At 36.6% G+C, this 23,310-nt stretch carries 19 protein-coding genes; 13 read left to right on the top strand and 6 right to left on the bottom strand.

What is annotated here, in order from left to right:
• The first annotated feature begins 2 nt into the window (after positions 1-2).
• Complete coding sequence (locus ACLHG9_RS15720; protein WP_410222453.1) at positions 3-773, top strand: HEAT repeat domain-containing protein; 771 nt, start codon at positions 3-5, stop codon at positions 771-773.
• A 77-nt stretch (positions 774-850) separates the two neighbouring features.
• Positions 851-1,291 (top strand): copper resistance protein NlpE, encoded by a 441-nt coding sequence (locus ACLHG9_RS15715; RefSeq protein ID WP_410222452.1) that lies wholly within the window; start codon positions 851-853, stop codon positions 1,289-1,291.
• Positions 1,292-1,362: 71 nt separating this feature from the next.
• Here ACLHG9_RS15715 and ACLHG9_RS15710 read toward each other — a convergent pair whose 3' ends face one another.
• Positions 1,363-3,771 carry a TonB-dependent receptor domain-containing protein gene (locus ACLHG9_RS15710; RefSeq protein ID WP_410222451.1) on the bottom strand — a complete coding sequence of 803 codons (2,409 nt, stop codon included), beginning with the start codon at positions 3,769-3,771 and terminating at the stop codon, positions 1,363-1,365.
• Between the two features lie 230 nt (positions 3,772-4,001).
• Between ACLHG9_RS15710 and ACLHG9_RS15705 the strand changes: the two genes are divergently transcribed.
• Positions 4,002-5,576 carry a beta-galactosidase gene (locus ACLHG9_RS15705; protein ID WP_410222450.1) on the top strand — a complete coding sequence of 525 codons (1,575 nt, stop codon included), beginning with the start codon at positions 4,002-4,004 and terminating at the stop codon, positions 5,574-5,576.
• Between the two features lie 143 nt (positions 5,577-5,719).
• On the opposite strand, the gene leuS is transcribed toward ACLHG9_RS15705, so the two are convergent.
• Positions 5,720-8,506 carry a leucine--tRNA ligase gene (gene leuS / locus ACLHG9_RS15700; RefSeq protein WP_410222449.1) on the bottom strand — a complete coding sequence of 929 codons (2,787 nt, stop codon included), beginning with the start codon at positions 8,504-8,506 and terminating at the stop codon, positions 5,720-5,722.
• A 281-nt stretch (positions 8,507-8,787) separates the two neighbouring features.
• Between leuS and ACLHG9_RS15695 the strand changes: the two genes are divergently transcribed.
• From ACLHG9_RS15695 to ACLHG9_RS15655, 9 genes are all read left to right on the top strand, one after another.
• Positions 8,788-9,666 carry a cell division protein FtsX gene (locus ACLHG9_RS15695; RefSeq protein ID WP_410222448.1) on the top strand — a complete coding sequence of 293 codons (879 nt, stop codon included), beginning with the start codon at positions 8,788-8,790 and terminating at the stop codon, positions 9,664-9,666.
• Positions 9,666-9,893, top strand: a complete 228-nt coding sequence (locus ACLHG9_RS15690) for a DUF3098 domain-containing protein (RefSeq protein ID WP_410222447.1) — start codon at positions 9,666-9,668, stop codon at positions 9,891-9,893. Before ACLHG9_RS15695 ends, ACLHG9_RS15690 begins: the two co-directional genes overlap by 1 nt.
• A gap of 6 nt (positions 9,894-9,899) precedes the next feature.
• Entirely contained in the window at positions 9,900-10,694 is a 795-nt protein-coding gene (locus tag ACLHG9_RS15685; protein ID WP_410222446.1) for an undecaprenyl-diphosphate phosphatase, read from the top strand.
• Complete coding sequence (truB, locus tag ACLHG9_RS15680) at positions 10,694-11,425, top strand: tRNA pseudouridine(55) synthase TruB (RefSeq protein WP_410222445.1); 732 nt, start codon at positions 10,694-10,696, stop codon at positions 11,423-11,425. The genes ACLHG9_RS15685 and truB overlap by 1 nt, the downstream gene beginning before the upstream one ends.
• Before the next feature lie 3 nt (positions 11,426-11,428).
• Positions 11,429-12,286, top strand: a complete 858-nt coding sequence (locus ACLHG9_RS15675) for a YitT family protein (RefSeq protein WP_410222444.1) — start codon at positions 11,429-11,431, stop codon at positions 12,284-12,286.
• 12 nt (positions 12,287-12,298) lie between these two features.
• Positions 12,299-13,318: a bifunctional riboflavin kinase/FAD synthetase gene (locus ACLHG9_RS15670; protein ID WP_410222443.1), complete on the top strand. Its 1,020-nt coding sequence runs from the start codon at positions 12,299-12,301 to the stop codon at positions 13,316-13,318.
• A gap of 176 nt (positions 13,319-13,494) precedes the next feature.
• Complete coding sequence (locus ACLHG9_RS15665; RefSeq protein ID WP_410222442.1) at positions 13,495-13,776, top strand: hypothetical protein; 282 nt, start codon at positions 13,495-13,497, stop codon at positions 13,774-13,776.
• 57 nt (positions 13,777-13,833) lie between these two features.
• Positions 13,834-16,056, top strand: coding sequence for a cation:proton antiporter (locus ACLHG9_RS15660; RefSeq protein WP_410222441.1), 2,223 nt, complete (start codon positions 13,834-13,836; stop codon positions 16,054-16,056).
• 56 nt (positions 16,057-16,112) lie between these two features.
• Positions 16,113-17,153 (top strand): DUF2157 domain-containing protein, encoded by a 1,041-nt coding sequence (locus tag ACLHG9_RS15655; protein ID WP_410222440.1) that lies wholly within the window; start codon positions 16,113-16,115, stop codon positions 17,151-17,153.
• A 15-nt stretch (positions 17,154-17,168) separates the two neighbouring features.
• On the opposite strand, the gene ACLHG9_RS15650 is transcribed toward ACLHG9_RS15655, so the two are convergent.
• Both ACLHG9_RS15650 and uvrA read right to left on the bottom strand, forming a co-directional pair.
• A complete protein-coding gene (locus ACLHG9_RS15650; protein ID WP_410222439.1) occupies positions 17,169-17,780 on the bottom strand; it encodes a LysE family transporter in 612 nt (203 codons plus the stop codon).
• 53 nt (positions 17,781-17,833) lie between these two features.
• Positions 17,834-20,638, bottom strand: coding sequence for an excinuclease ABC subunit UvrA (gene uvrA / locus ACLHG9_RS15645; protein WP_410222438.1), 2,805 nt, complete (start codon positions 20,636-20,638; stop codon positions 17,834-17,836).
• A 412-nt stretch (positions 20,639-21,050) separates the two neighbouring features.
• Between uvrA and ACLHG9_RS15640 the strand changes: the two genes are divergently transcribed.
• Positions 21,051-21,659: an RNA polymerase sigma factor gene (locus ACLHG9_RS15640; protein WP_410222437.1), complete on the top strand. Its 609-nt coding sequence runs from the start codon at positions 21,051-21,053 to the stop codon at positions 21,657-21,659.
• A 407-nt stretch (positions 21,660-22,066) separates the two neighbouring features.
• On the opposite strand, the gene ACLHG9_RS15635 is transcribed toward ACLHG9_RS15640, so the two are convergent.
• On the bottom strand, positions 22,067-22,549 hold the full coding sequence (locus ACLHG9_RS15635; RefSeq protein ID WP_410222436.1) for a methionine-R-sulfoxide reductase: 483 nt from the start codon (positions 22,547-22,549) through the stop codon (positions 22,067-22,069).
• Between the two features lie 146 nt (positions 22,550-22,695).
• Complete coding sequence (locus ACLHG9_RS15630) at positions 22,696-23,271, bottom strand: hypothetical protein (protein ID WP_410222435.1); 576 nt, start codon at positions 23,269-23,271, stop codon at positions 22,696-22,698.
• Between the last annotated feature and the right edge of the window lie 39 nt (positions 23,272-23,310).

The following is a 23,310-nucleotide window of genomic DNA, read 5'->3' as shown; positions in this document are numbered from 1 at the left end:
ATATGGCATATTACGACCTATCTAAAGAACAAAGAGCAGACTTATCTGTTGCCATTAAAGCAAAATTATCGGAAGAACTTGAAAAAGGCCGATATGAGCACACAATAGCTTATTTTGCAGATGAAGATACTTACATCAGAAAAGCCGCTTATTTAGCAACAGGCCGTATCTATTTAGAAAAACATTCACTTAGAACCAACATTATTAACCTACTGGCTTCTTTATTAAACCACGATGATTTTAAAGTAAGACAGACCGTAATCAATGCTGCAGGAGAAATAGGGAAAAAACATTTCGAAGAAGTTTTTACTTTCTTTGATAAAGGTTTATTTGATCCGCATCATTCGCCCCGAAATGCGGTCATCGGTTCAATCAAAAAAATGGGCGAAGTAAATCCCGTACCTGTTTTGAACTGGGTCAGACAATATTTACATCACTCTGATAAAGAGATCAGAAGGGAAATTTGTCATGGCATAGAGCTGAGAGGAAGAAAACACCCCCAAGATATATTACCTCTGCTCAAAGAGCTTGAGCATGATAAAACAGCCCGGGTACGTAATACGCTTGTTCATGTAATAGGCCAGATTGCCTATAAAAAAGGCTGCCTTGAAACTGTAGTAGAGCATCTTAAAACATGGGAAAACAAGCCTTTAGTTGCGCAAGCCATAGAAGAAATTATTGATATTCACCATCGTTACCGTAATTTTTCGGCATTAACGCAAGAACAGGCCCGTCAGTACATTATAGATCATTATCAGGAAACATATAGCTGATGAATTATAAAAAACAATCTCCTAAAGATATTGTTAGTTAATGCACATATCTTTTTCAGTATCATAATTTATCAATCATGAAAAAATTACTCTTGTGCGCCGGTCTGCTCACAGCTTTACTTACCGCATGCAATAATTCAAATACCAAGAAAGAAACTTCTACTCAAGATACAACAACTACACTAACAGACACTGTGCATACCTCGCGAAATTCTTTAGACTGGAATGGCACTTACAAAGGTATTTTACCTTGTGCAGATTGTCCGGGTATTGAAACTACGGTAGTTTTAAATGCCAACAATACCTTTAGCTATATGGCTAAATACCAGGATAGAGATTTTAAAACAGAAGATAAGGGCAAGATCATGTGGCACGACAATGACAGTGTAGTACATTTAAAAGGTCAGGAAACCGACTTAAAATATAAAGTTGGAGAAAACCAGCTTATCCAGTTAGATACAGAAGGCAAAGAAATAACAGGAGCCCTCAGCAAATATTATATCTTAGAGAAACAATAGCCCTATACAACAACGGCCCAGACAAATTGTCCGGGCCGTTGTTTTGGTTTTCATCTGTATTAATTATTTCATTATTGACCCATTCCGCCCATCTGGCCACCGCCCTGCTGCTGTTGGTCTTGTTTAATATCATCGTTTTTGATCTTTTTCTTCTCTGTAAATTTCAACTTACCAAAACTGTAGCTAAAGTTAATTCCGAATGATCTTAGAGGGTAGTAGATATTCTGCGTTTGGTAACTATCTGCAGAGGTAGTTTCCATTTTTATGTGCAGGTTTTCTGTAAATGGATTCAATACATTTAAGCCAATAGAACCTTTTTTGTTCAGAATTTCTTTTTTCACTGCAGCGCCGTAGAATATCATTCCATCTGTTTTACCTTGCGAGGTTCTGCGAGGTGAAGTAGCTACGCCAAAGAATTCCAGATTCCATCCTTGCTTAAAGGAAGTAGCAGATCTAAGGAAAAAGTTGTAGTTATAAAACACATCTGATTTTACATGTGTAAGCTTGTTATCAATCTGGTATGTATTTAAACCTACGTTACCCATTAAAGTCCATTTTGGTAGTGGATTGTATGAACCAAAAAGGTTAAATCCATAACTATCAGAAATACCCACGTTTTCATAAGTAGTTAAGATTTTAGTCGGGTCTTTATCATAAACCAGGTTATAATTTTCAATAATTCCGTTTGTACGACGGTAAAATACCGAAGCATTGATCATAGAACCTCCTTTTAAGAAAGTTGAATAACCCAACTCAACGTTGTCACTTAGCTCAGGATCTAACGTTGGATTACCTTTCATTACACTGAACTGATTTGACTCGTTTAAAAACGGGTTCAGATAAGCTAAGCTGGGACGTTGCACCCTACGGTTATAACTCAATTTAACCGAACTCATTGCACTGATTTCTTGTGATAAGATTACACTTGGGAACAAGTTAAAATAATCGTTCTTATCAGTGTCGAAATTTATTGCAGTGTACTCTGCTCTTAATCCACCTTTAAGTTTTAATTTTTTGGTTAGGTTAAATGCAATAGTACCATAGGCCGCACCTACATTTTGATGGTAATTAAAATCTTTGGTCGAGTTTACACTATATTTACTTAAAATATTTCTGAAAATACCCTTTGCTCCCGTTTCAAAGATTACGGTTTTGCTGAAAGGATAAACGTAATCTGTTTGTGCAGTGTACTCATAGTTTTTACCTACGTTTGAACTGGCCGAAGAAATAATACCCGGAAAACCTACCATTTGGTAGTCATTAGAAAAATCATTTGTATTTCTTCCGCTGGTTAACTGGCCCGAAACCGAAAACTCTTCTCCCTGACGTTTAGATGTTTTTCTATAATCTAAATTCCAGTCTAAATTACCCATACTTACATCTGTTTTAGAAGTAATGGTAGCTGCTGCACCATTATTATCTACCTGTGAGTGGCCTGGGCCTCCATTATAAAACCGGTTATATTTAGCATTTGTACTAATGTTGTTATAAGCATTAAAATCGTAATCTAAACCTAAACTACCGTTGATCATTTCACGTGTCCAGTCTGAAGTACCATCCTGTAATACACTGTTGGTAGTACCATTAGCTTGTGTACGGTTGTAAAATACCACTCTTGTTCCCTGAGGATAAGCATACATGGCACCTACAGCTGTATTCATACTTAAACGTCCTGTTTTTGCAGTAAGGTTAAAGTTACCGGTATTCTGACGCGTACCTGCAGAAGCATTTGCCGAACCACTTACACCCTGAGCATTAGATTTTTTGGTAATAATATTAATGATACCTCCAGAACCTTCCGCATCATATTTAGCAGATGGGCTGGTAATCACTTCCACACTTTTAATCTGGTCTGCCGGAATCATCTTCAAAGCATCGGCAACACTGTTAGCCATAGTACCCGAAGGTTTACCATTGATCAAAACCTTTACAGAACTACCTCTTAACTGAACGTTTCCGTTAATATCTACCGATAACATCGGCACTTTACGCATTACATCAGTTGCATCACCACCCGCATTGGTTGCATCAGCCTCGGCATTGTACACCATACGGTCGATTTTATTCTCAATCATGCTCTTTTTACCTTCAATGGTAACCTCGCTAAGTGTATTGGCACTTCCTTTCAATTCAACGGTTCCTACATTACCATCAGGTTTTTCAGGTGTAGTTTTAATTTCTACGCTTTTTGCGGTATATCCAATAAAACCTATTACGAGTTTATACTCATCAGGAGTGATATTTTGTAAGGATACCTTACCTTTTGCATCAGTTACAGACCCATTTACGGTTTTATTGTCTTTTTTCTTTACTAAAGAAACAGTAGCATATTCAATAGGTTGCTTAGTAGCTGAGTCAATCACGGTCGCACTTATTCTTCCTGTAATCTTCGGAGCACCTGCACCTCCCGCCATCGGGAACTGAGCTTTTGCCCCTAAAATCATAAATACTGCAACAAACAGAAGTATTAGTTTTTTCATATAAAATGGTTGTCTTTTTGTGTTATTATGAATTAGTCTGCCAAAATTAAATTTTGTTACACATCTTTAAATCATTTTCTAAGAATTCATCTAAAATTATCGGCGAATACCTGTTTTTATACGGTAAAAACAATTCTGCTTTGTTTACGATTAATAAATAGTAATTTCTGCCACAAAAGAAATTTAAATCGGTTAATTTTGAGCGTATCATAAAAATCGATACCCTACCTATGAAATATGCATTTTTATGGATTATTCTTTTATCCTCTTTTAGCTGTCATAAAGAAAAAGAGGCTCCTGCTGATCAAGCGGATAATAGCAATTCTGTAAACACCGTTATTCCTTTTAAAAATTATCTGGGCGTTAACCTCTTTGAATGGGATTATGTAGAGCCTCAGCAAGAAAACCTGATCAGTGAACGGAAGATGCAAATTGTTAAAGCATTTGGAAGCATACGTCATTATTTAGACTGGGAAAGAATAGAACCCGATCAGGGAAAATTTACCTTTAACCCCTCTCACTTTGGCAACTGGCGTTATGATCTGATGTACAATCGCACCCACAAAGAAAATATAGATATTCTAACCTGTTTAAAAACTATTCCATCATGGCTCATGAACACTTATCCTGAAAATGAGCGCGATTATGAAAATGCTCCGTTGCCCTTCGGTGCAGATAAAAGCGACCCCGCATCTTATATCTTACAGGCAAAAGCAGCATTTCAATTTGCGGCAAGATATGGTGCAAATGCTAATGTAGATAAAAATCTTATACAGTTAAACACCGGTTTACGCTGGCCGGGCGATGAGCCCAATATCATTCAAACAGGTTTGAATTTGGTTAAATATTTAGAATGCGATAATGAGCGGGATAAATGGTGGAAAGGCTCACAGGCAGAACAAAGCCCAGAAGAGTATGCTGCTAATCTCTCTGCTTTTTATGATGGCCATAAAGGTAAGTTAGGTAAAAATGTGGGTGTAAAAAATGCCGATCCCGCCATGAAAGTGGTTATGGCTGGTTTGGCTGTACCTAATATCGATTATGTGATAAAAATGATTGAATGGTGCAGAAAAAACCGGGGATTAAAGCCTGATGGAACTGTAGATTTATGCTTTGATGTAATCAACTACCATATTTACCCTAATGACTCAGATTATAGTAAAAATAGTATTGCTACAGTAGGCGTAGCGCCTGAGCTTTCGCCGATTGGTAAAATAGCTGACGACTTTTTAAATATGTCTAAGAAATATGCAAATGGCTTAGAGGTTTGGATGACTGAAACAGGTTACGATATTGGCGAAAAAAGCAGGCAAAGGGCCGTACCTGTAGGCAATAAATCTGCTTTGATTACCCAGGCCGACTGGAACCTGCGTACAGCCTTGTTATATGCCAGACATCAAATAAATAGGGTAATGTTTTATATGCTGGATGATGTGGATGACAATAATGCTATACAGCACCATTCATCGGGTTTTGTTAACCCTGATTTTACCCCAAGACCTTCATGGTATTATATGCAACAGGTCAAAACCATTTTGGGCAATTACCATTATACAAAAACATTGAACAACGACCCTATTGTTGACCTGTATAAGTTCAGCAATAAAGAAATTTATGTGCTTACCATTCCTGATCAGAAGGACAGAAAAACCAGTTATATCTTAGATTTAGGCAATGCCAAGCAGGCCGTAATTTACAATCTTCAAACCAACAATGACAAAGCAAATGCTATCACAGTTAACACCAATAATGGTAAATTAACAGTAACGGTTAGTGAAACGCCTGTTTTCGTAGAGAAACTATAAAAAGCTGTCTAAAGAATTTTACGCCGTTCCGTACTCGATATGGAATCTTTAAAAGCATTTGCTTTGTTTTAAGATCCAGAAATAAATTTCAGGATGATGAAAAATACTCTTCAGACAGCCTACTTAAATGTGTTTTATATGGCTTAAACTACAATATTTACAATTTTACCTTTTACAAAAATGATTTTCTTAGGCTCTTTACCCTCTAAATAACCTTGTACTTGCGTATTGCCCAACACAGCTTCTCTTACCTGTGTCTCATCTAAAGTTAAAGCAAGGTTAAGGTTCATTTTCATTTTACCGTTAATCGAGATCGGATAAGCAAATTCATCTTCTACAAGATAATCGGCGTTAAATACCGGATAAGCAGCATAAGATAAAGTTCCTGCTCCGTTACCTAACAAGCTCCACAATTCTTCACAGATATGAGGCGCATAAGGCGATAAAACGATAACCAGATCCTGTAATATGCTACGGTTTTTACATTTTAGGTCTGTAAGCTCATTTACAGCAATCATAAAGCTCGATACCGAGGTATTGAAAGAAAAGCGTTCAACATCGTCCTGTACTTTTTTAATGATCTTGTGTAAAGCTTTTAGCTCTGCTTTAGAAGGCTCGGCATCCACTACACTAAATTCCCAGGCATCGTTATGGAACAAGCGCCAGAATTTACGCAAGAATTTGAACACCCCTTCTATACCATTGGTATTCCAAGGTTTACTCTGTTCTAATGGTCCTAAGAACATTTCATACATTCTAAAGGTATCTGCACCATATTGCGCAATCAAAACATCGGGATTAACCACATTATATTTTGATTTAGACATCTTTTCTACTTCAACACCGCAAATATATCTGCCATTTTCAAGGATGAACTCGGCATTGGCATATTCTTCTCTCCATTGCTTAAACTTATCTACATTCAGCACATCGTTCTCTACAATGTTTACATCTACGTGAAGCGTTATCGTCTTATATTGATTACGTAAACCAGCACTTACAAAAGTATGGGTAGCTCTACCCTCTTCATCAACCAATCTGTAAACAAAGTTACTTCTACCTTGTATCATCCCTTGGTTGATCAGCTTTTTAAAAGGCTCCTCTTCCTGTACCAGACCAAGGTCTTTTAAGAATTTGTTCCAGAAACGGCTGTACAACAAGTGGCCTGTAGCATGCTCTGAACCACCTATATATAAATCAACATCTTTCCAATAGTTTACGGCTTCCTGCGATGCAAATTCTTTAAGGTTTTGTGCATCCATATAACGGTACCAGTACCAGCTGCTACCTGCCCATCCCGGCATGGTGCTCAGTTCATACTCATATTTTCCATGGTATTTCCAGTCTTCGGCACGCCCTAAAGGTGGCTCTCCGGTTTCTGTTGGCAGGTATTTATCAATTTCGGGTAATACCAAAGGCAATTCTTCTTCCTGAATTAGATAAGGTAATCCATCTTTGAAATATACCGGAATAGGTTCGCCCCAATAACGCTGACGACCAAAGATGGCATCGCGCATACGGTAATTCACTTTCGCTTTGCCTATGCCTTCTTCTTCTAACCAATTATTTAATTTAGCTACAGCTTCTTTATAATTTAAACCATTGATAAATCCTGAGTTAATGTATCTCCCCTCTTTGGTTGGATCTGCCTGCTGGTCTAAATCTTTTTGCGCATCCGAAACCTGTATAACCGGTAAATTAAAATGTGTTGCAAAAGCAAAATCGCGCTGGTCTCCGCTCGGCACACCCATAACCGCACCCGTTCCATAACCTGCCAAAACATAATCGGCAATCCATAAAGGTAAACGCTCGTTATTGGCCGGATTAATTACATAACTACCTGTAAAAGCTCCCGATACGGTTTTGGTATCGGCCATACGGTCTAATTCAGATTTCTTTTTGGTTTGTGCAATGTAATTCTCAATCGCTGTACGTTGCTCATCTGTGGTTAACTCTGCCACCCACTCATGCTCAGGTGCCAATACCAGATAAGATACACCAAAAATAGTATCTACACGGGTAGTAAATACTTCTATTTCTTTATTGCTGTTTTCTACTTTAAATTTAACTGATGCGCCTACACTTTTACCAATCCAGTTACGCTGCATCTCTTTAACAGGCTCGGGCCAGTCAATGGTATCTAAACCTCGCAGCAAACGATCGGCATAAGCAGTGATGCGCATGCTCCATTGCATCATTTTCTTTTGCTCAACCGGATATCCGCCACGCTCAGAAAAACCGCCTATTACTTCATCGTTCGCTAAAACGGTACCTAAAGCGGGACACCAGTTAACCGTACTTTCTTTTAAGTAGGTTAAACGGTATTTCAATAATTCGGCCTGCTTTTCTTCTGCTGTAAAATTAGCCCAGTCACTCGGCAAAAATGATTGGATATCGTCATCGCATACGGCTTTAATATCTGCGCTGCCTGAGGTGTTAAATTTTTCAATTAAGGTAGAAATATCTTCTGCTTTATCTGTTTCAAGATTATACCATGAATTAAAAAGACGCATAAAAATCCATTGGGTCCATTTATAATACTCGGCATCAGAGGTTCTCACCTCTTTACTCCAGTCGAAAGAAAACCCAATCTGATCAAGCTGGCGACGATAGGTATCGATATTGGCTTTGGTTGTTACCGCCGGATGCTGTCCGGTTTGGATCGCATACTGTTCAGCAGGTAAACCAAACGAATCATATCCCATCGGGTGTAAAACATTAAAGCCTTTCAGGCGCTTGTATCTCGAAAACACATCCGAAGCGATATAGCCCAGCGGATGCCCCACATGTAAGCCTGCTCCTGATGGATAAGGAAACATATCTAAGACATAATACTTAGGTTTATTACTTTTGGTATCGGCTTTAAAAGTTTGATTCTCTGCCCAATGTTTTTGCCACTTCTGCTCGATCTCTTTAAATTGGTAATCCATTAATATACGTTTTTAAATCGTTTGCAAAAGTACAGAATTAAAGCATTTTAACGAATAAAATTGTTGCTTTAAGCACCAATTTCAATACTTATGGAAAACCTGCCACACAGGCTTCTCACCAACAAATACTTGCATTATTGTTAAATAACGTTAAATAGGTTTACCCTGCATTGCTTTAAATACAGGCTTTGTTAACTTTGAACTACGTTAGTAATTTATCCCAGATTTATAGTCCGTTTTTACTTATCTTTCTTTATTTTCGCAAAAACAAAAGTATATACATGGAAGAATTTGAAGTAAGTACAGCCTCTAAAAAAACCAAAACCGTATATGTATCAACCATATTCAGCATTGCTTTGGTTTTGTTAATGTTAGGTATGCTGGGATTAATTCTGGTACATGCCAAAAACTTATCTAACTACGTTAAAGAAAACATCGTTTTAAACATCATTGTAGATGAAGGTGCAAAAGAAACCGAAATCCTGGCTTTTCAAAAGGAGCTTAACAACAATGCTGCCGTAAAACAAACCCAATACATCAACAAGGAGCTGGCTCAACATAATTTAACCAAAGATTTAGGCGAAGATTTTGTTAATTTCTTAGGCTACAACCCTTTGCTTTCTTCTATAGATGTGTATTTAAAGGCCGATTATGCCAACAACACCAATATAGAAACTTTAAAGAAAGAAATTTCTAAAAACCCTATTGTTAAAGAGGTGGTTTACCAAAGTTCATTAATAGATATGGTAAATAAAAACATCAATACCATTACTTTAATTGTTTTAGGTTTTGCACTTATTTTATTGGTAATAGCCATTGCATTGATTAACAACACCATTCGCTTGGCTATCTTTTCACAACGTTTTTTAATTAAAAGTATGCAGTTGGTAGGTGCTACCAAAAACTTTATCAGAAAACCGTTTATTCTGGTAGCTGCTCTTCACGGATTAATCGCCGCTTTTATAGCTATTCTTATTTTATTAGGCCTGTTAACCTATGCACAAAAAGAATTGGGCGAAATAAAAATATTAGAGAACTATACTGAATTTGGCTATGTATTTATCAGTTTGGTTGTGGTAGGCATTTTTATTGCCGCAATCAGTACCTGGTTTGCAGTAAGCAAGTACCTACGTCTAAAAATTTACGACTTATACAGATAATGACACAAAAACATACAACTCCAAACAAAGAAAACCAAAACACCGAAATGGTTTTTACCAGGAAGAATTATCAGTTATTGCTGATTAGTATAGCTATTGTAGTGGTTGGCTTTTTATTAATGATGGGTTCTGAGGGTGATATTTATGACACACGCCGTACTCTAATTGCACCTATAGTAGTGTTATTTGGCTTTACCTTCGGCATTTATGCTGTATTAAAAAAATAGGTATAAATGAACTACTTACAGGCGCTTATCCTTGCAATTATTGAAGGGTTAACTGAGTTTTTGCCCGTTTCATCAACCGGGCATATGGTACTTACAAGTTCTATAATGGGCATTGCCCACGATGACTTTGTTAAACTATTTACCGTTGCCATACAGTTAGGAGCTATTCTTGCTGTTGTAGTGGTATACTGGAAAAAATTCATTAACCTCAATAGCATCGATTTTTATATAAAACTGGCTATTGCTGTTGTTCCGGCCTTAATCTTCGGTTACCTCTTAAATAACTTTATAGATGATAAATTGGGCAATCCCATATTTATAGCCGTTGTGTTATTTGTGGGCGGTATCATTCTGTTGTTTATAGACAAATTCTTTAAAAACCCTACTATTAGCAGCGAAAGTGAAATATCTTATCCTAAAGCTTTTAAAATAGGTTTATATCAGGTATTAGCGGTTTGTTTTCCGGGTTTAAGCCGCAGTGCGGCTACCATTATTGGTGGTATGCAACAAAAACTAACCAAAAGCGCCGCTGCAGAATTTTCCTTTTTTCTGGCTGTTCCAACCATGATTGCTGCTACCGGCTATAAGCTGTTAAAAGGTCATGAGTTACTAAATGCACAAAACATTAAAATACTTCTTTTTGGAAATGCAATTGCATTTATAGTGGCTATTATTGCCATAAAATCATTTATAAACTTTTTAACCAAACATGGTTTCCGTATTTTTGGATGGTATAGAATTGTTGTAGGGTTGCTGATTATAGGCTTATACCTTGCCGGCGTAGAGATTAATGTATTTTAATGGTTAAAGAAACAGAAATCCAGAATTTTCCTGATTTTAACTTTGCCGAGGGTGAGTTGCTTTTAATTGATAAACCTTATCAATGGACTTCCTTTGATGTTGTGGGCAAGATCAGAAATTCATTAAAACCTCAAAAACTCAAAGTTGGTCATGCAGGCACTTTAGATCCTTTGGCTACAGGTCTGCTCATCATTTGTACAGGCAAATTAACCAAACAGATAGATACGTACCAGGCCGAAGAAAAAGAATACACCGGCACTATGGTTTTAGGTGCCACTACACCTTCTTTTGATTTGGAAACTGAAATAGATCAGACTTTTGAAACTGCTCATATTACAAGTGAACAGATCTATGCAACTTGTAACCAGTTTATGGGTAATATAGAGCAGTATCCTCCTGCCCACTCTGCCGTAAAAGTAAATGGCGAACGTCTTTATGTTAAGGCTCGTTTAGGAGAAGAAGTTGAGCTTAAAAAACGGGCTGTAACCGTTAGCACTTTTGAGATTACCCGCATTGCCCTGCCCGAAATAGATTTCAGAATTATTTGCAGCAAAGGCACTTATATAAGATCTTTAATATCTGATTTTGGAAAAGCATTAAACAATGGAGCATATTTAAGCAAGCTTACACGTACTCGCAGCGGTAACTTTAAACTTGAAAATGCTTATCAGCTCCCAGATTTAATTGCACATTTACGTAAATTAAGAGAAGAACAAAAAGCAGGTTCATAAGCAATGAAAGAAAAACTGAGCTTGAAAAATACCTTAAAAAGTTTCTTTTTAATGACATTGGGGGTATTGTCTGCTACCTTCGGCTTAAAAAGCTTTTTAATGCCTGAGCATTTTATTGATGGCGGCGTAACAGGTATTTCTTTATTGGTAAGCACATTAACGGGATGGAATTTATCCTATCTGATTATTGTCATCAACATCCCTTTTATTATTCTGGGCTATCACCAGATTGGAAAATTATTTGCTTTTAAAACTACCTTGGCTATTGCAGCACTTTCTATCGGCTTGTTCATTTTACCTTTTGAACCTATTACACATGAAAAAGTGCTGATCGCGTTTTTTGGTGGTTTTTTCCTTGGAGGTGGCATTGGCCTGGCCATGCGTGGCGGGGGGGTAATTGATGGCACAGAAGTTCTGGCTCTTTACATCAGCCGAAACAGTCGCTTGACCGTAGGTAATATCATTTTTATTTTAAATGTAGTAATTTTCCTTTTTGCTGCTTATTTTATCAATATAGATACTGCCCTATACGCTATATTAACTTATCTTTCAGCTACAAATACGGTAGATTTTATTGTAAACCGTTTAGAAGCTTATACAGGTGTAACTATTATTTCTGAAGAAAATGAAGCCATCAAAGACTTCATCATTACAGAAATGAAACGTGGGGTTACGATATACAAAGGTAAAGGTGGTTACCAAGAACAGAATGATATTGACATCATCTATACCGTAGTAACTAAACTTGAATTGGGTAAACTGCAAGATAAAATAAACGAAATAGATCCCGGCGCTTTCATTGTACAGCAACAGATTTCTGATATAAGAGGCGGCGTAGTAAAAAGACAAGCTCTCCATTAATTTTTTAAGACCTTGAAAATTTATCATCAACTAAGCGAGTTTAAAAAATTGGATAATGCCATTGTTACTATTGGCACTTTTGACGGTGTACATTACGGGCACCAGAAAATTATCAAAAGGCTTTGCGATTTAGCCAAAGCATCGGGTGGAGAAAGTGTGCTTTTAACTTTCTTTCCTCATCCCCGCATGATCATCAATCCTGAGAACCAGGAATTGAAAATGATCAACACCATTAATGAAAAGGCCGAAATACTGGCAAATCTGGGTGTAGATCATCTGATTATTACGCCATTTACCCGCGATTTTTCTAATCTCAGTCCTAAAGATTATATTAAAAATATCCTTGTTGATGCCATAGGTACCAAAAAAATAATTATTGGTTACGATCACCGCTTTGGTAAAGACAGAGAAGGCAATATTAAACTGCTCGAAAGTTTTGGCAACGAATACGGTTATGAAGTAGAAGAAATTCCGGAGCAAGATATTAATGATGTCGCGGTAAGTTCTACCAAGATCAGAAATGCTTTGTTACAAGGCAATGTAGATTTGGCAAATGATTATTTAGGCTATAATTTTTCGCTTTATGGCCCTGTAATTAAAGGTGATAAAATAGGTCGAACCATTGGTTTTCCAACAGCGAATATCTTTATTGAAGAAACTTACAAGCTTATTCCCGGAGATGGTATTTATGCCGTTACTGTTGAAATGGACGAAAAGGTAGAAGGAGAAACACAAAAGGTAGAGAGTAAGCCTATGCCTTATTCCTCAAACCTTCAACCTTCAACCTTCAACCTTGTCCCCCAAACCTACAAGGGCATGGCCTACATTGGCCACAGACCGACCATTAATGGAATGACCCGCAACATAGAAGTGAATATTTTTGATTTCAACAAGGAAATTTACGGGCAGAACATTAAAATGAATTTCTTACATTTTTTAAGACCTGATGTTAAGTTTACAGGACTCGATACTTTAACCCAACAGTTACAGGCAGATAAAGAAGCAACACTTTCATTTTTTAAGGATAAATAAGCCCCAAAATGTTTACGCGTTAAGTTCATTAAAACGGCACCTATGCTTAATTAAGACAGATTTCATTGCCAAAAACGAGTATTTTTTCATATATTGGGGCAATGAGGGGTTTATTTGTTGTAATCTGTTTTTTTCTTTTACAAGGTTTTACAATAAGCAAAACCGGCTCCCTTTTATTGGATAATACTTATCTGGCTAAGGTTGATACGCAAAAATTTATATCTGCCAAAAACCTCCCGGGTAACAACAGGAAAAAATTTTCACCTGCAAATCAACATAAAATAACCAGTAAGACTCAGTTCCATACACAGCTGATCAGTGATGCTGTTAAGCTAAATACAGCAGGCAAAAGAACCTGGTTTATCTACACCGAACAAAAAATTCGTACAGTCTTTAAATTTAATTTCAGGTTTCAATATATTTTCAATCATTTATATCCTAAGCATGTTTTTTGGTGATTTTTTCTCTCGTACTTACCTGTGATTAAAAATCTCATACGCTAAAAATCATTATAAATGACACACTTACCTGTACTTATTACCGATTTAGGACTTATACTTGCCGCTGGTGGGATTACCACCATTATTTTCAAAAAAATTAAACAACCTTTAGTGCTGGGTTATATTTTAGCCGGTTTGCTGGTTGGCCCCCACTTTAAATTTGTACCTACTGTTTCAGATAATGCGAACATTACCATCTGGGCTGAAATTGGCGTTATTTTCTTGCTCTTCAGTCTGGGCCTTGAATTCAGTTTTAAAAAATTGGTAAAAGTTGGCGGTTCATCTTCTATTACAGCTCTTGTAGAAATTATAGGCATGAGCATTATTGGCTATTTTGCCGGTAAATTAATGGGCTGGCAAACAATGGACAGCATATTTTTGGGCGCTGTACTTTCTGTTTCTTCTACTACCATTATCATAAGAGCTTTTGAAGAATTAGGGGTTAAACATAAAAAATTTGCCAACCTAGTATTCGGAGCACTTATTGTTGAAGATCTGGCGGCTATTCTCATTATGGTTTTATTAACCACTTTGGCAGTTAGTCAGCAATTTGCCGGAGCCGAAATGTTCAGTTCTATCTTAAAACTGGGTTTCTTTTTAGTGCTATGGTTTTTGGGGGGTATTTTTATTATTCCTACTTTTTTAAAGTATACCAAGAAATTAATGAATGATGAAACACTGCTGGTTGTTTCGCTTGCTTTATGTTTAAGCATGGTTCTATTGGCTGTTAAAGTAGGTTTCTCTGCGGCTTTGGGTGCTTTTATTATGGGTTCAATCTTGGCAGAAACTACCTTTGCCGAAAAAATAGAACATCTTACCAAATCAGTAAAAGATCTTTTCGGGGCCATATTCTTCGTATCTGTGGGCATGCTAATAGATCCAAATATCTTATTGCAGTACTGGCAACCGGTGCTTATCATTACAGGCGTAACCATTGTGGGTAAACTCATTACTACCGGTGGTGGTGCTTTAATATCAGGGCAACCGCTCAAAACATCCGTACAAACAGGTATGAGCTTAACGCAAATTGGTGAGTTCTCCTTTATTATCGCCACTTTGGGACTTACTTTAAAGGTTACCAGCGATTTCCTTTATCCAATTACAGTAGCCGTATCTGCCATTACCACCTTTACCACGCCATACCTAATCAAATACTCAGAAAATTTTTATAATGCATTAACCAAAATACTACCTGCAAAATGGTTGCGAGGCATAGATAAATACTCATCAAGTACAGAGGGTATTACCACTACCAGCGATTGGAAAATTCTGTTAAAATCTTATCTGATCAATTTGGTTGCTCATAGTGTTATCTTGATGGGCATTATCTTGCTTTCTACTAAATACCTTTATCCTTTCATCAGCAACAATATTGCCGATGGAAACAGAGGAATCATCATCAGCCTCATACTGATCTTGTTCTTAATGAGCCCGTTCTTGTGGGCGCTTGCCATAAGGCGCATTGCCCGAAAAGCTTATTCTCATTTATGGCTGAACAAAAAATATACACGCGGGCCTTTAGTTGCCTTTGAACTATTCAGAATTGCGCTGGCCATTTTATTTGTATCTATAGTGATCGTGCAATTTTATGATACATGGATTGCCGTAGCTACAGCCATAATCTTAATTGTAGGTGGCATGGTTATTTTCAATCAACGTTTACAGCGTTTTTATGAACGTATGGAAAGTCGCTTTCTGGGCAACCTTAATGCCCGAGAAGAAGCCAGCAAACAACCCGAGATTTTACCTTGGGATACACATTTGTTAGAACTTACTGTGGCTCCTGAATCTGAAATGGTAGGACAAACATTAATAGACCTTTCCATAAGAGAAAAATACGGGATCAATATTGCATTGATTGAGCGTGGCAAAATTATGATCCCTACACCAAAACCAACCGAAAGGCTTTATCCTAATGACAAGGTATTGGTAATCGGAACAGATGATCAGTTAAGTTCGGTTAAACCTTTATTTGAAGGCAGTGGCATAACGGTAGATGAGAATATTTTCCCTAAACATGATATGGCACTCCAAAAAATTGTAGTGAACAGTAAATCTCCTGTTTATGGACAAAGCATCCGTAATTCGGGTATAAGAGAAAAAACCCAAGGATTGGTAGTAGGTATTGAACGCAAAAATCAACGCATTTTAAATCCTCCTTCTGACTTTGTTTTTGATAACGAAGATATTGTGTGGATAGTAGGAAACAACAAAAAGATAGCAGAATTGTTAAAATAAAATCCAGACAGGGTTGTTTTTATTAAAAACGATCCTGTTTTTATGTCTAGCAAAATATGAAAAAGATTAATGCAGATAAAGCTCAGTTCTTAGACGAAATGATAGATTACTGGAAAACAGAAGATCTTATTGATGAGCAAATCGCAGATAATCTTCAAAAAAGCTTTATCCCCAAAAGTTTTGATTGGAAAAGACTTGCCAAATATTCTTTCTGGATTGCATTAGCTTGTTGTTTTATTTCATTAAGCGCTCTGCTGCTTGATGAGAAATTGTTAAAGTACCTAAAAAAACTTTATGACACACCAGATATCGTAATTAGTTTACTTTCTGCAATTGTGGCCGCTATAGCTTATTATTTTGGGTTTAAATTTAAGCAAGCTAAACCTCAGAATATATTCAGTAACGAAGCGCTGATCCTCACAGGTGTTATACTTACGGCAAATGCCGTTGCTTATCTGGGGAAATCATTAGATAAACAATCCGGTCATTTTTCATTGCTCATTTTATTTGCCTTTTTACTTTATTTACTACTGGCTTATCAATTCAAATCTGTTTTAATCTGGCTGTTTTCCATGTTGGTTGCAGGAATTTGGTTCGGAACAGAAACTGCTTATTTATCAAATTATGGTGGTCATTTTATGGGCTTGGGCTATCCTTTACGTTATGTAATATTCGGAGCCATAATTATCTTCATTTCAAGATGGATCAAAAACAGTAAGATCAGCTTGTTCTATGAAGTAACCTATTTTAGCGGATTGCTGTACTTTTTTATGGCTTTGCTCTTTCTGTCTATCTTTGGAAATTATGACAGCTTTGAAGAGTGGCACAGGATAAGACAGTACAGTTTATTTTATTGGGCTATTTTATCGGCAGGGCTTTGTTTATCTGCTATTCTCTACGGCTTAAAATATAACGACAAGATGGCCCGTGAATTTGGGCTTATTTTTCTCTTCATTAATCTTTACATCCGCTATTTTGAGTATTTCTGGGACAATATGCACAAAGCCATTTTCTTTTTGATTTTAGGTCTATCTTTTGTTTTCATAGGTCGAAAAGCAGAGAAGATCTGGAATTTGGAGTTTATCAAAAAGAAATAAGTTCTTGTTTTTAGATTAACGCAGGTAAATAACAACCTGTTTAATAATCAGGTAAGCAGCTAATACGTAAAGAAAGATTGCAATACTTTTATTGATCAACCTACTGCTCAAAGCAAATTTTTCCTGTATGTAACGGGCAAAATGCGCATAGCCATAGAGTGCTAAACCCGAGCCTAAACCTGAACCTATACTAAATATGACCAAAGAGAGGTAATCTACGGCAATCCATTCATGAAGGATTACATAATTACCGAAGAACAACCAAAATGGAATTTGCACAGGATTGAGTACGCCTAAAAGCAAACCATATAAGGCACTCCCTCTTTTATTTCCATCTTCTTCTTTGGTTACAGGAACTTTATTGCGGTGTTTCCAGGTTACGGTAGCCATCACCAAGAACAAACTGATCATGAAAGCATCTACAAATGTACTGATCCGCACATCGCTCACTTTACTATCTATATTTACATCGCTAGATACCCAACGGGCAAAACGCATCATACCAAAGGTAAAAGCCACCTCTACACATGAAAATGCAATGATAAAAGACCATGCCTGACGCATGCCCTTATTGATGGCTATTTTGGCTACGGTAAGGTTAATATTACCCGGAGGTATATACCCCATAGCGTTTATAATTATGCCTAAAAATAATGTCAAAATGAGCATAGCCCGCGAAGTTAAGGTTTCAAATGCGCTTTTAAAAATTGACCTGTATAAGATTTTTCAACGTTCAGCAGATCTTCTGGTTTTCCTTCAAAAACAATATCGCCGCCTTTGTCTCCTCCTTCAGGGCCAATATCAATTATCCAGTCGGCACATTTGATCATATCCATGTTATGTTCAATAACAATTACGGTATTTCCCTGCTCTATTAAAGTGTTTAAAGCTTTCAATAATTTATTGATATCATGAAAATGCAATCCTGTAGTAGGTTCATCAAAAATGAAAACTGTTTTTTCAGCCTGATGTCCCTTGATTAGAAAAGAAGCTAATTTTATACGTTGCGCCTCTCCGCCCGACAAAGTATTTGATGATTGGCCTAAATGCACATAACCTAAACCAACATCAACCAAAGGTTTTAGTTTGTTTAATATTTTGGTCTCTTTTGCAAAGAAATCAACAGCTTCATCAATGGTCATATCTAAAATATCAGACACATTTTTATCCTGATATGTTACATCCAGAACTTGCTGTTTAAATCTTTTTCCTCCGCAAGCTTCGCAAGGCAAATAAATATCTGCCATAAACTGCATTTCTATTTTTACCTCTCCCTCACCCTGACAAACATCGCAACGTCCGCCTTCTACATTGAAAGAAAAAGCGGCAGGTTTTAATCCATTGGCTTTAGCCGCAGGCAAATTGGCAAATAAAGTACGGATATCATCCCAGGCTTTTACATAAGTTACCGGATTAGATCGCGATGAACGCCCTATTGGATTCTGATCTACCAACTCTACCTGCCCAACCAATTCAATGCCCCCAAAAATTCCATCGTAAGCCCCGGTTTGTTCTCCGGCATAGTTACCAATTGCTTTTTGCAAAGCAGGGTATAAAATACGTTTAACCAGACTGGTTTTACCAGAACCCGAAACCCCAGTTACACAAGTGAAAATGCCTAAAGGAAATTTAACACTGATGTTTTTAAGGTTATTTTCTCTCGCTCCCTTAACCAGAATATGATCTCTCCACGCTCTACGCTTTGCCGGAACAGGAATTTCGGCCTTACCTGATAAATATTTACCGGTTAAAGAATTGGTATCTTTTAGAATTTCTTTAAAAGTACCGCTAAAAACAAGATTACCTCCATGTGTACCCGCTTCAGGCCCTATGTCTATGATATGGTCTGCTGCCCGCATCATCTCTTCTTCATGCTCTACTACCAAAACCGTATTACCTACATTACGTAAAGACTGCAGAACGCCAATTAATCGGTGCGTATCGCGTGGATGCAAGCCTATACTCGGTTCATCTAACACATAAACAGATCCTACCAAACTACTGCCCAATGAGGTTGCCAAATTAATACGCTGGCTCTCGCCACCAGATAAAGTATTAGATAAACGATTTAATGTAAGGTAACCCAAGCCCACATCATTTAAATATTGTATCCTATTTTGAATTTCGGCGAGTAACCTCTTCGCTATTTTTTGTTCAGATTCATTCAGTTTTATTTCATCAAAGAATTTGAGCAGATCAGCAAGTGGCATCAGTACCAAATCTAGGATAGATTGATCGTTCACTTTTACGTACGAAGCATCTTTACGTAAGCGTGTACCTTTACAATCAGGGCATTTGGTTTTACCACGATAACGCGACAACATTACACGGTATTGGATTTTGTAAGTCTGTTCTTCCAACTCCTGAAAAAACTGGTCTAAACCAGCAAAATATTCATTTCCTGTCCACAGCAGCTGTTGTTGTTCTGTGGTCAGTTCGCTATAAGGTCTGTGAATAGGGAAATCGAACTTAGCGGCGTTTTTGACTAACCGTTTTAACCACTCGCCCATTTTTTCGCCACGCCATGGCGCTATGGCATTATCGTAAACGCTTTTGCTCTTATCAGGAATAACCAGATCTTCGTCAATCCCGATTACGCTACCAAAACCCTCACACCGTTTACATGCACCGTAAGGGTTGTTAAAACTAAAGAAATTGGGTGTAGGTTCTTCAAACTTAAGCCCATCTAACTCAAAACGGTCAGAAAAATGATAGGTTTGATCAGCATGTTCTATATAACAATCGCCTTTACCTTCAAAAAAGGCAGTCTGAACCGAATCTGCAATACGGCTTAAAGTTTCATCATCATTGCCTATTGTAATCCTATCGATAATAATCTTAACGGTATCTGTATCATTTAAGGTAAAATCTTTAATATCACTGTCTTCTAAGATGTCTTCTATTTTCCTGATCTTTTGGTCAAAATAGACCCGTAAAAATCCTTTTTGTAATAAAACAGCAAGTTCTTCTTTTAACGTCCTGTTATTATGCGGATGCAAAGGTGAAAAAACAGTAATTGTTTCATCATTACCTATTTTAATCACAAAATCTACCACACTGCTTACCGTATCTCTTTTTACCTCATTACCTGATATAGGCGAAAATGTTCTGCCTATTCTCGCATATAGCAATTTAAGATAGTCGTAAATTTCTGTGGAAGTACCTACTGTAGAGCGTGGATTTGAAGTGATTACCTTCTGCTCAATAGCTATTGCGGGCGCTATTCCTTTGATATAATCTACATCAGGCTTGTTCATGCGCCCCATAAACTGCCTCGCATACGATGAAAGGCTTTCTACATAACGCCTCTGGCCTTCTGCATATAAAGTATCAAAAGCTAAACTCGATTTACCTGAACCTGATAAACCGGTAATGATAACTAATTTATTTTTTGGAATGGCAACGTCTATATTTTTTAAATTATGTACTCTTGCCCCTTTTATGATGATATTTTGGTGTGGATCTTTTTCTGTTTCCTTACTCATAGGTAACCCTTTACGGTAATTTACAAAGATAACATCTTTTGCAATTCAGCCCTTATTGTTCGATATTTTAGAAGAGGTTAAATTACGGATTTTTAGCTTGAAAAAAACTTAGAAAACCGTTTTTGTAAGACTATATCTTCAATTAATTAACACTCTTTTCTGGAATTTAAAGAAAGGTCAAAAACATGTAAAATTCTATTTTACAAACAGTTACAAAACAAGCAAAAACTTACATTTTTACAGGGTCTTTATAACTATTCGCATTTTTTAACATAAAATTTGTTGTTTTTTCCCAAAAAAACCTTTCTTTTGAAAATATAACACAAATTTAACATTCTAAAAACAATTAATAGGAGAGCATTTATAGGTTAAACATCTACGCGTTTATTCATTTAACATTTTGAGTTTTAATATGCGCACGCCTATAAGAATTGGTGAAGCAAGCGATCACGATTTAGTAACGTTCTATATAAAGGGCAACGAGTCTGCTATTGAAGAATTGCTTCGAAGACATAAGACAAAAGTTTATACTTCTATTTATTTATTGGTTAAAGACCAGTATCTGGCTGAAGATATTTTTCAGGATGCTTTTATTAAGGTAATTAATACCCTACGCAGTGGCAGGTATAACGAAGAGGGTAAATTTTTACCTTGGGTTATGCGTATTGCACACAATCTGGTAATAGATTATTTCAGGAAAGAAAAACGTTCACCTACTGTTACAAGTGCTGATGGCGAAACGGATGTGCTTAACTTTATACAAATACATGAAGAAAGTGCCGAAGAACGCATGTTACGCGAACAGACTCATGCCGATTTACGTATGATGATACACCGTTTACCCGATGAGCAAAAAGAAGTGTTAATTATGCGCCATTATGCGGATCTGAGTTTTAAAGAAATTGCAGAATTAACCGATGTAAGCATCAATACCGCATTGGGACGTATGCGCTATGCTTTAAGCAATTTGCGTAAAATGATGAATGTGAAAGAACTGAGTAACAGCAGGACAAACCTTTAATTTACAAGGAAATAAGCCCATACATAAAGCTGCATATTTTTATGCGGCTTTTTTATTATATTTAAATTAGCTAAGCAGTCTGTTAATTATTTTTTATAATTAACATAAAATAAAGCCCTAACATGGGCGTTTAATTAATAGTTTAACTTTAAAAAATTATTGCGTATGACAAAAACCTCTACCCAAACAAACTTTACTGAACAGACAATAACTCAAAGCACAATTATTGTTGATCATCTAATGAATGAAGAACAATTTTACGAAAACATTAAGTCTAGGTTGAACGAGCTGAAAAAGGATCCTTCGGATGAAAGCATAGCTAAGATATTAAAGCATGCTCAGCTCAAGTAAAGAAAAAACCGGTTCAAAAACCGGTTTTTTTATAAATATTTAGCTTGTTGTATCCTCTATTTTTCATCTGGAACAAAACGCATCGAAATAGAATTTACACAATGACGGGTATTTTTCTTGGTGAACATTTCTCCTTCAAATACATGCCCTAAATGCCCTCCGCATTTAGCACAAACTATTTCGGTACGCTGGCCATCTGCATCAGGAATACGCTTAACGGCACCTTTAATTTCATCATCAAAAGCCGGCCATCCACAATGTCCGTCAAATTTGGTTTCTGAACGGTACAAAGGTGCATTACATCTTTTGCAAAGATAGGTCCCTTTCTCAAAAAATTTATCGTACTTACCTGTCCCAGGATATTCTGTTCCTTTGTTTACAATTACGTATTCTTCTTCTGGGGTTAATTTATTCCATTCCATCTTTTTAGTCATTTTATGAGGTGTAGTTTCGTTGTTTTGTTTTTGCGCACAAGCTATAAAGCTAGTACCCAAAAATAACAAGCCCATGATTACCATGTTATTTAAAATCGATTTCATTGCAAATAAATTTTAAGCATGAACGCACTTTTTAGCCAAAAATTTTAAGTTACGTTCAATTACGTGTTAAACAAATGTAATTATTAAACGTTTGATATTTTTCATGCAGAAGTAAGAATACAAAACCAAATTCCTTATTTATAAAACTACAACCTTTGATATTCTTGTCTATATTTCCATGTACGACCATCTAAAAATAGAATAATCATAAAAGCGCCAGACCTATGGTTAACAACATCAAATATCAGATTACCATTAAGCGCTTTGGTCATCCTTGTTTTTTTAACATCAATAGCTCCTGCTAAATAGGGTATAATTACGAACCCAACATTTTTATTTTTAAGATATAAATAACCGTCTTTTTTCAATTTAGTCCGGAGATTTCGCACTCTGATAATTCTCTCATTTTCTATGTAACTAATTTTAGCTTCTCTATCACTTATAATATCTAAGTCGAATCGATAAGTGCTATTGCTATTTAGCTTTAAGGTATCTTTAAGCAGCTTTCTATCTATTTCAGATAGAAAATTATTGTATAGTCTAGTATTTTGAGGGTACTTTTTAAAGATGCTATCAGCATTAACCTGCGAAATTTGGTAGCTACCGCTTAATTCTTTTAAATTATCTTTATTGAGGAGATAAGGATTTTGATCTTTACGTTCAAATGTAACACAGCTTTGCATACCGATGATCAACAATACACCCCAAAATATCTGTTTCATTTTCAGCATCCTCATTTCACTTTAATTTTTAAGTATTTT

The sequence above is a fragment of the Pedobacter sp. genome (assembly GCF_046462515.1).
GTDB lineage: Bacteria > Bacteroidota > Bacteroidia > Sphingobacteriales > Sphingobacteriaceae > Pedobacter.
Note: the sequence above shows the minus strand (reverse complement) of the source record. Positions and strands in the feature narration are given on the sequence as shown.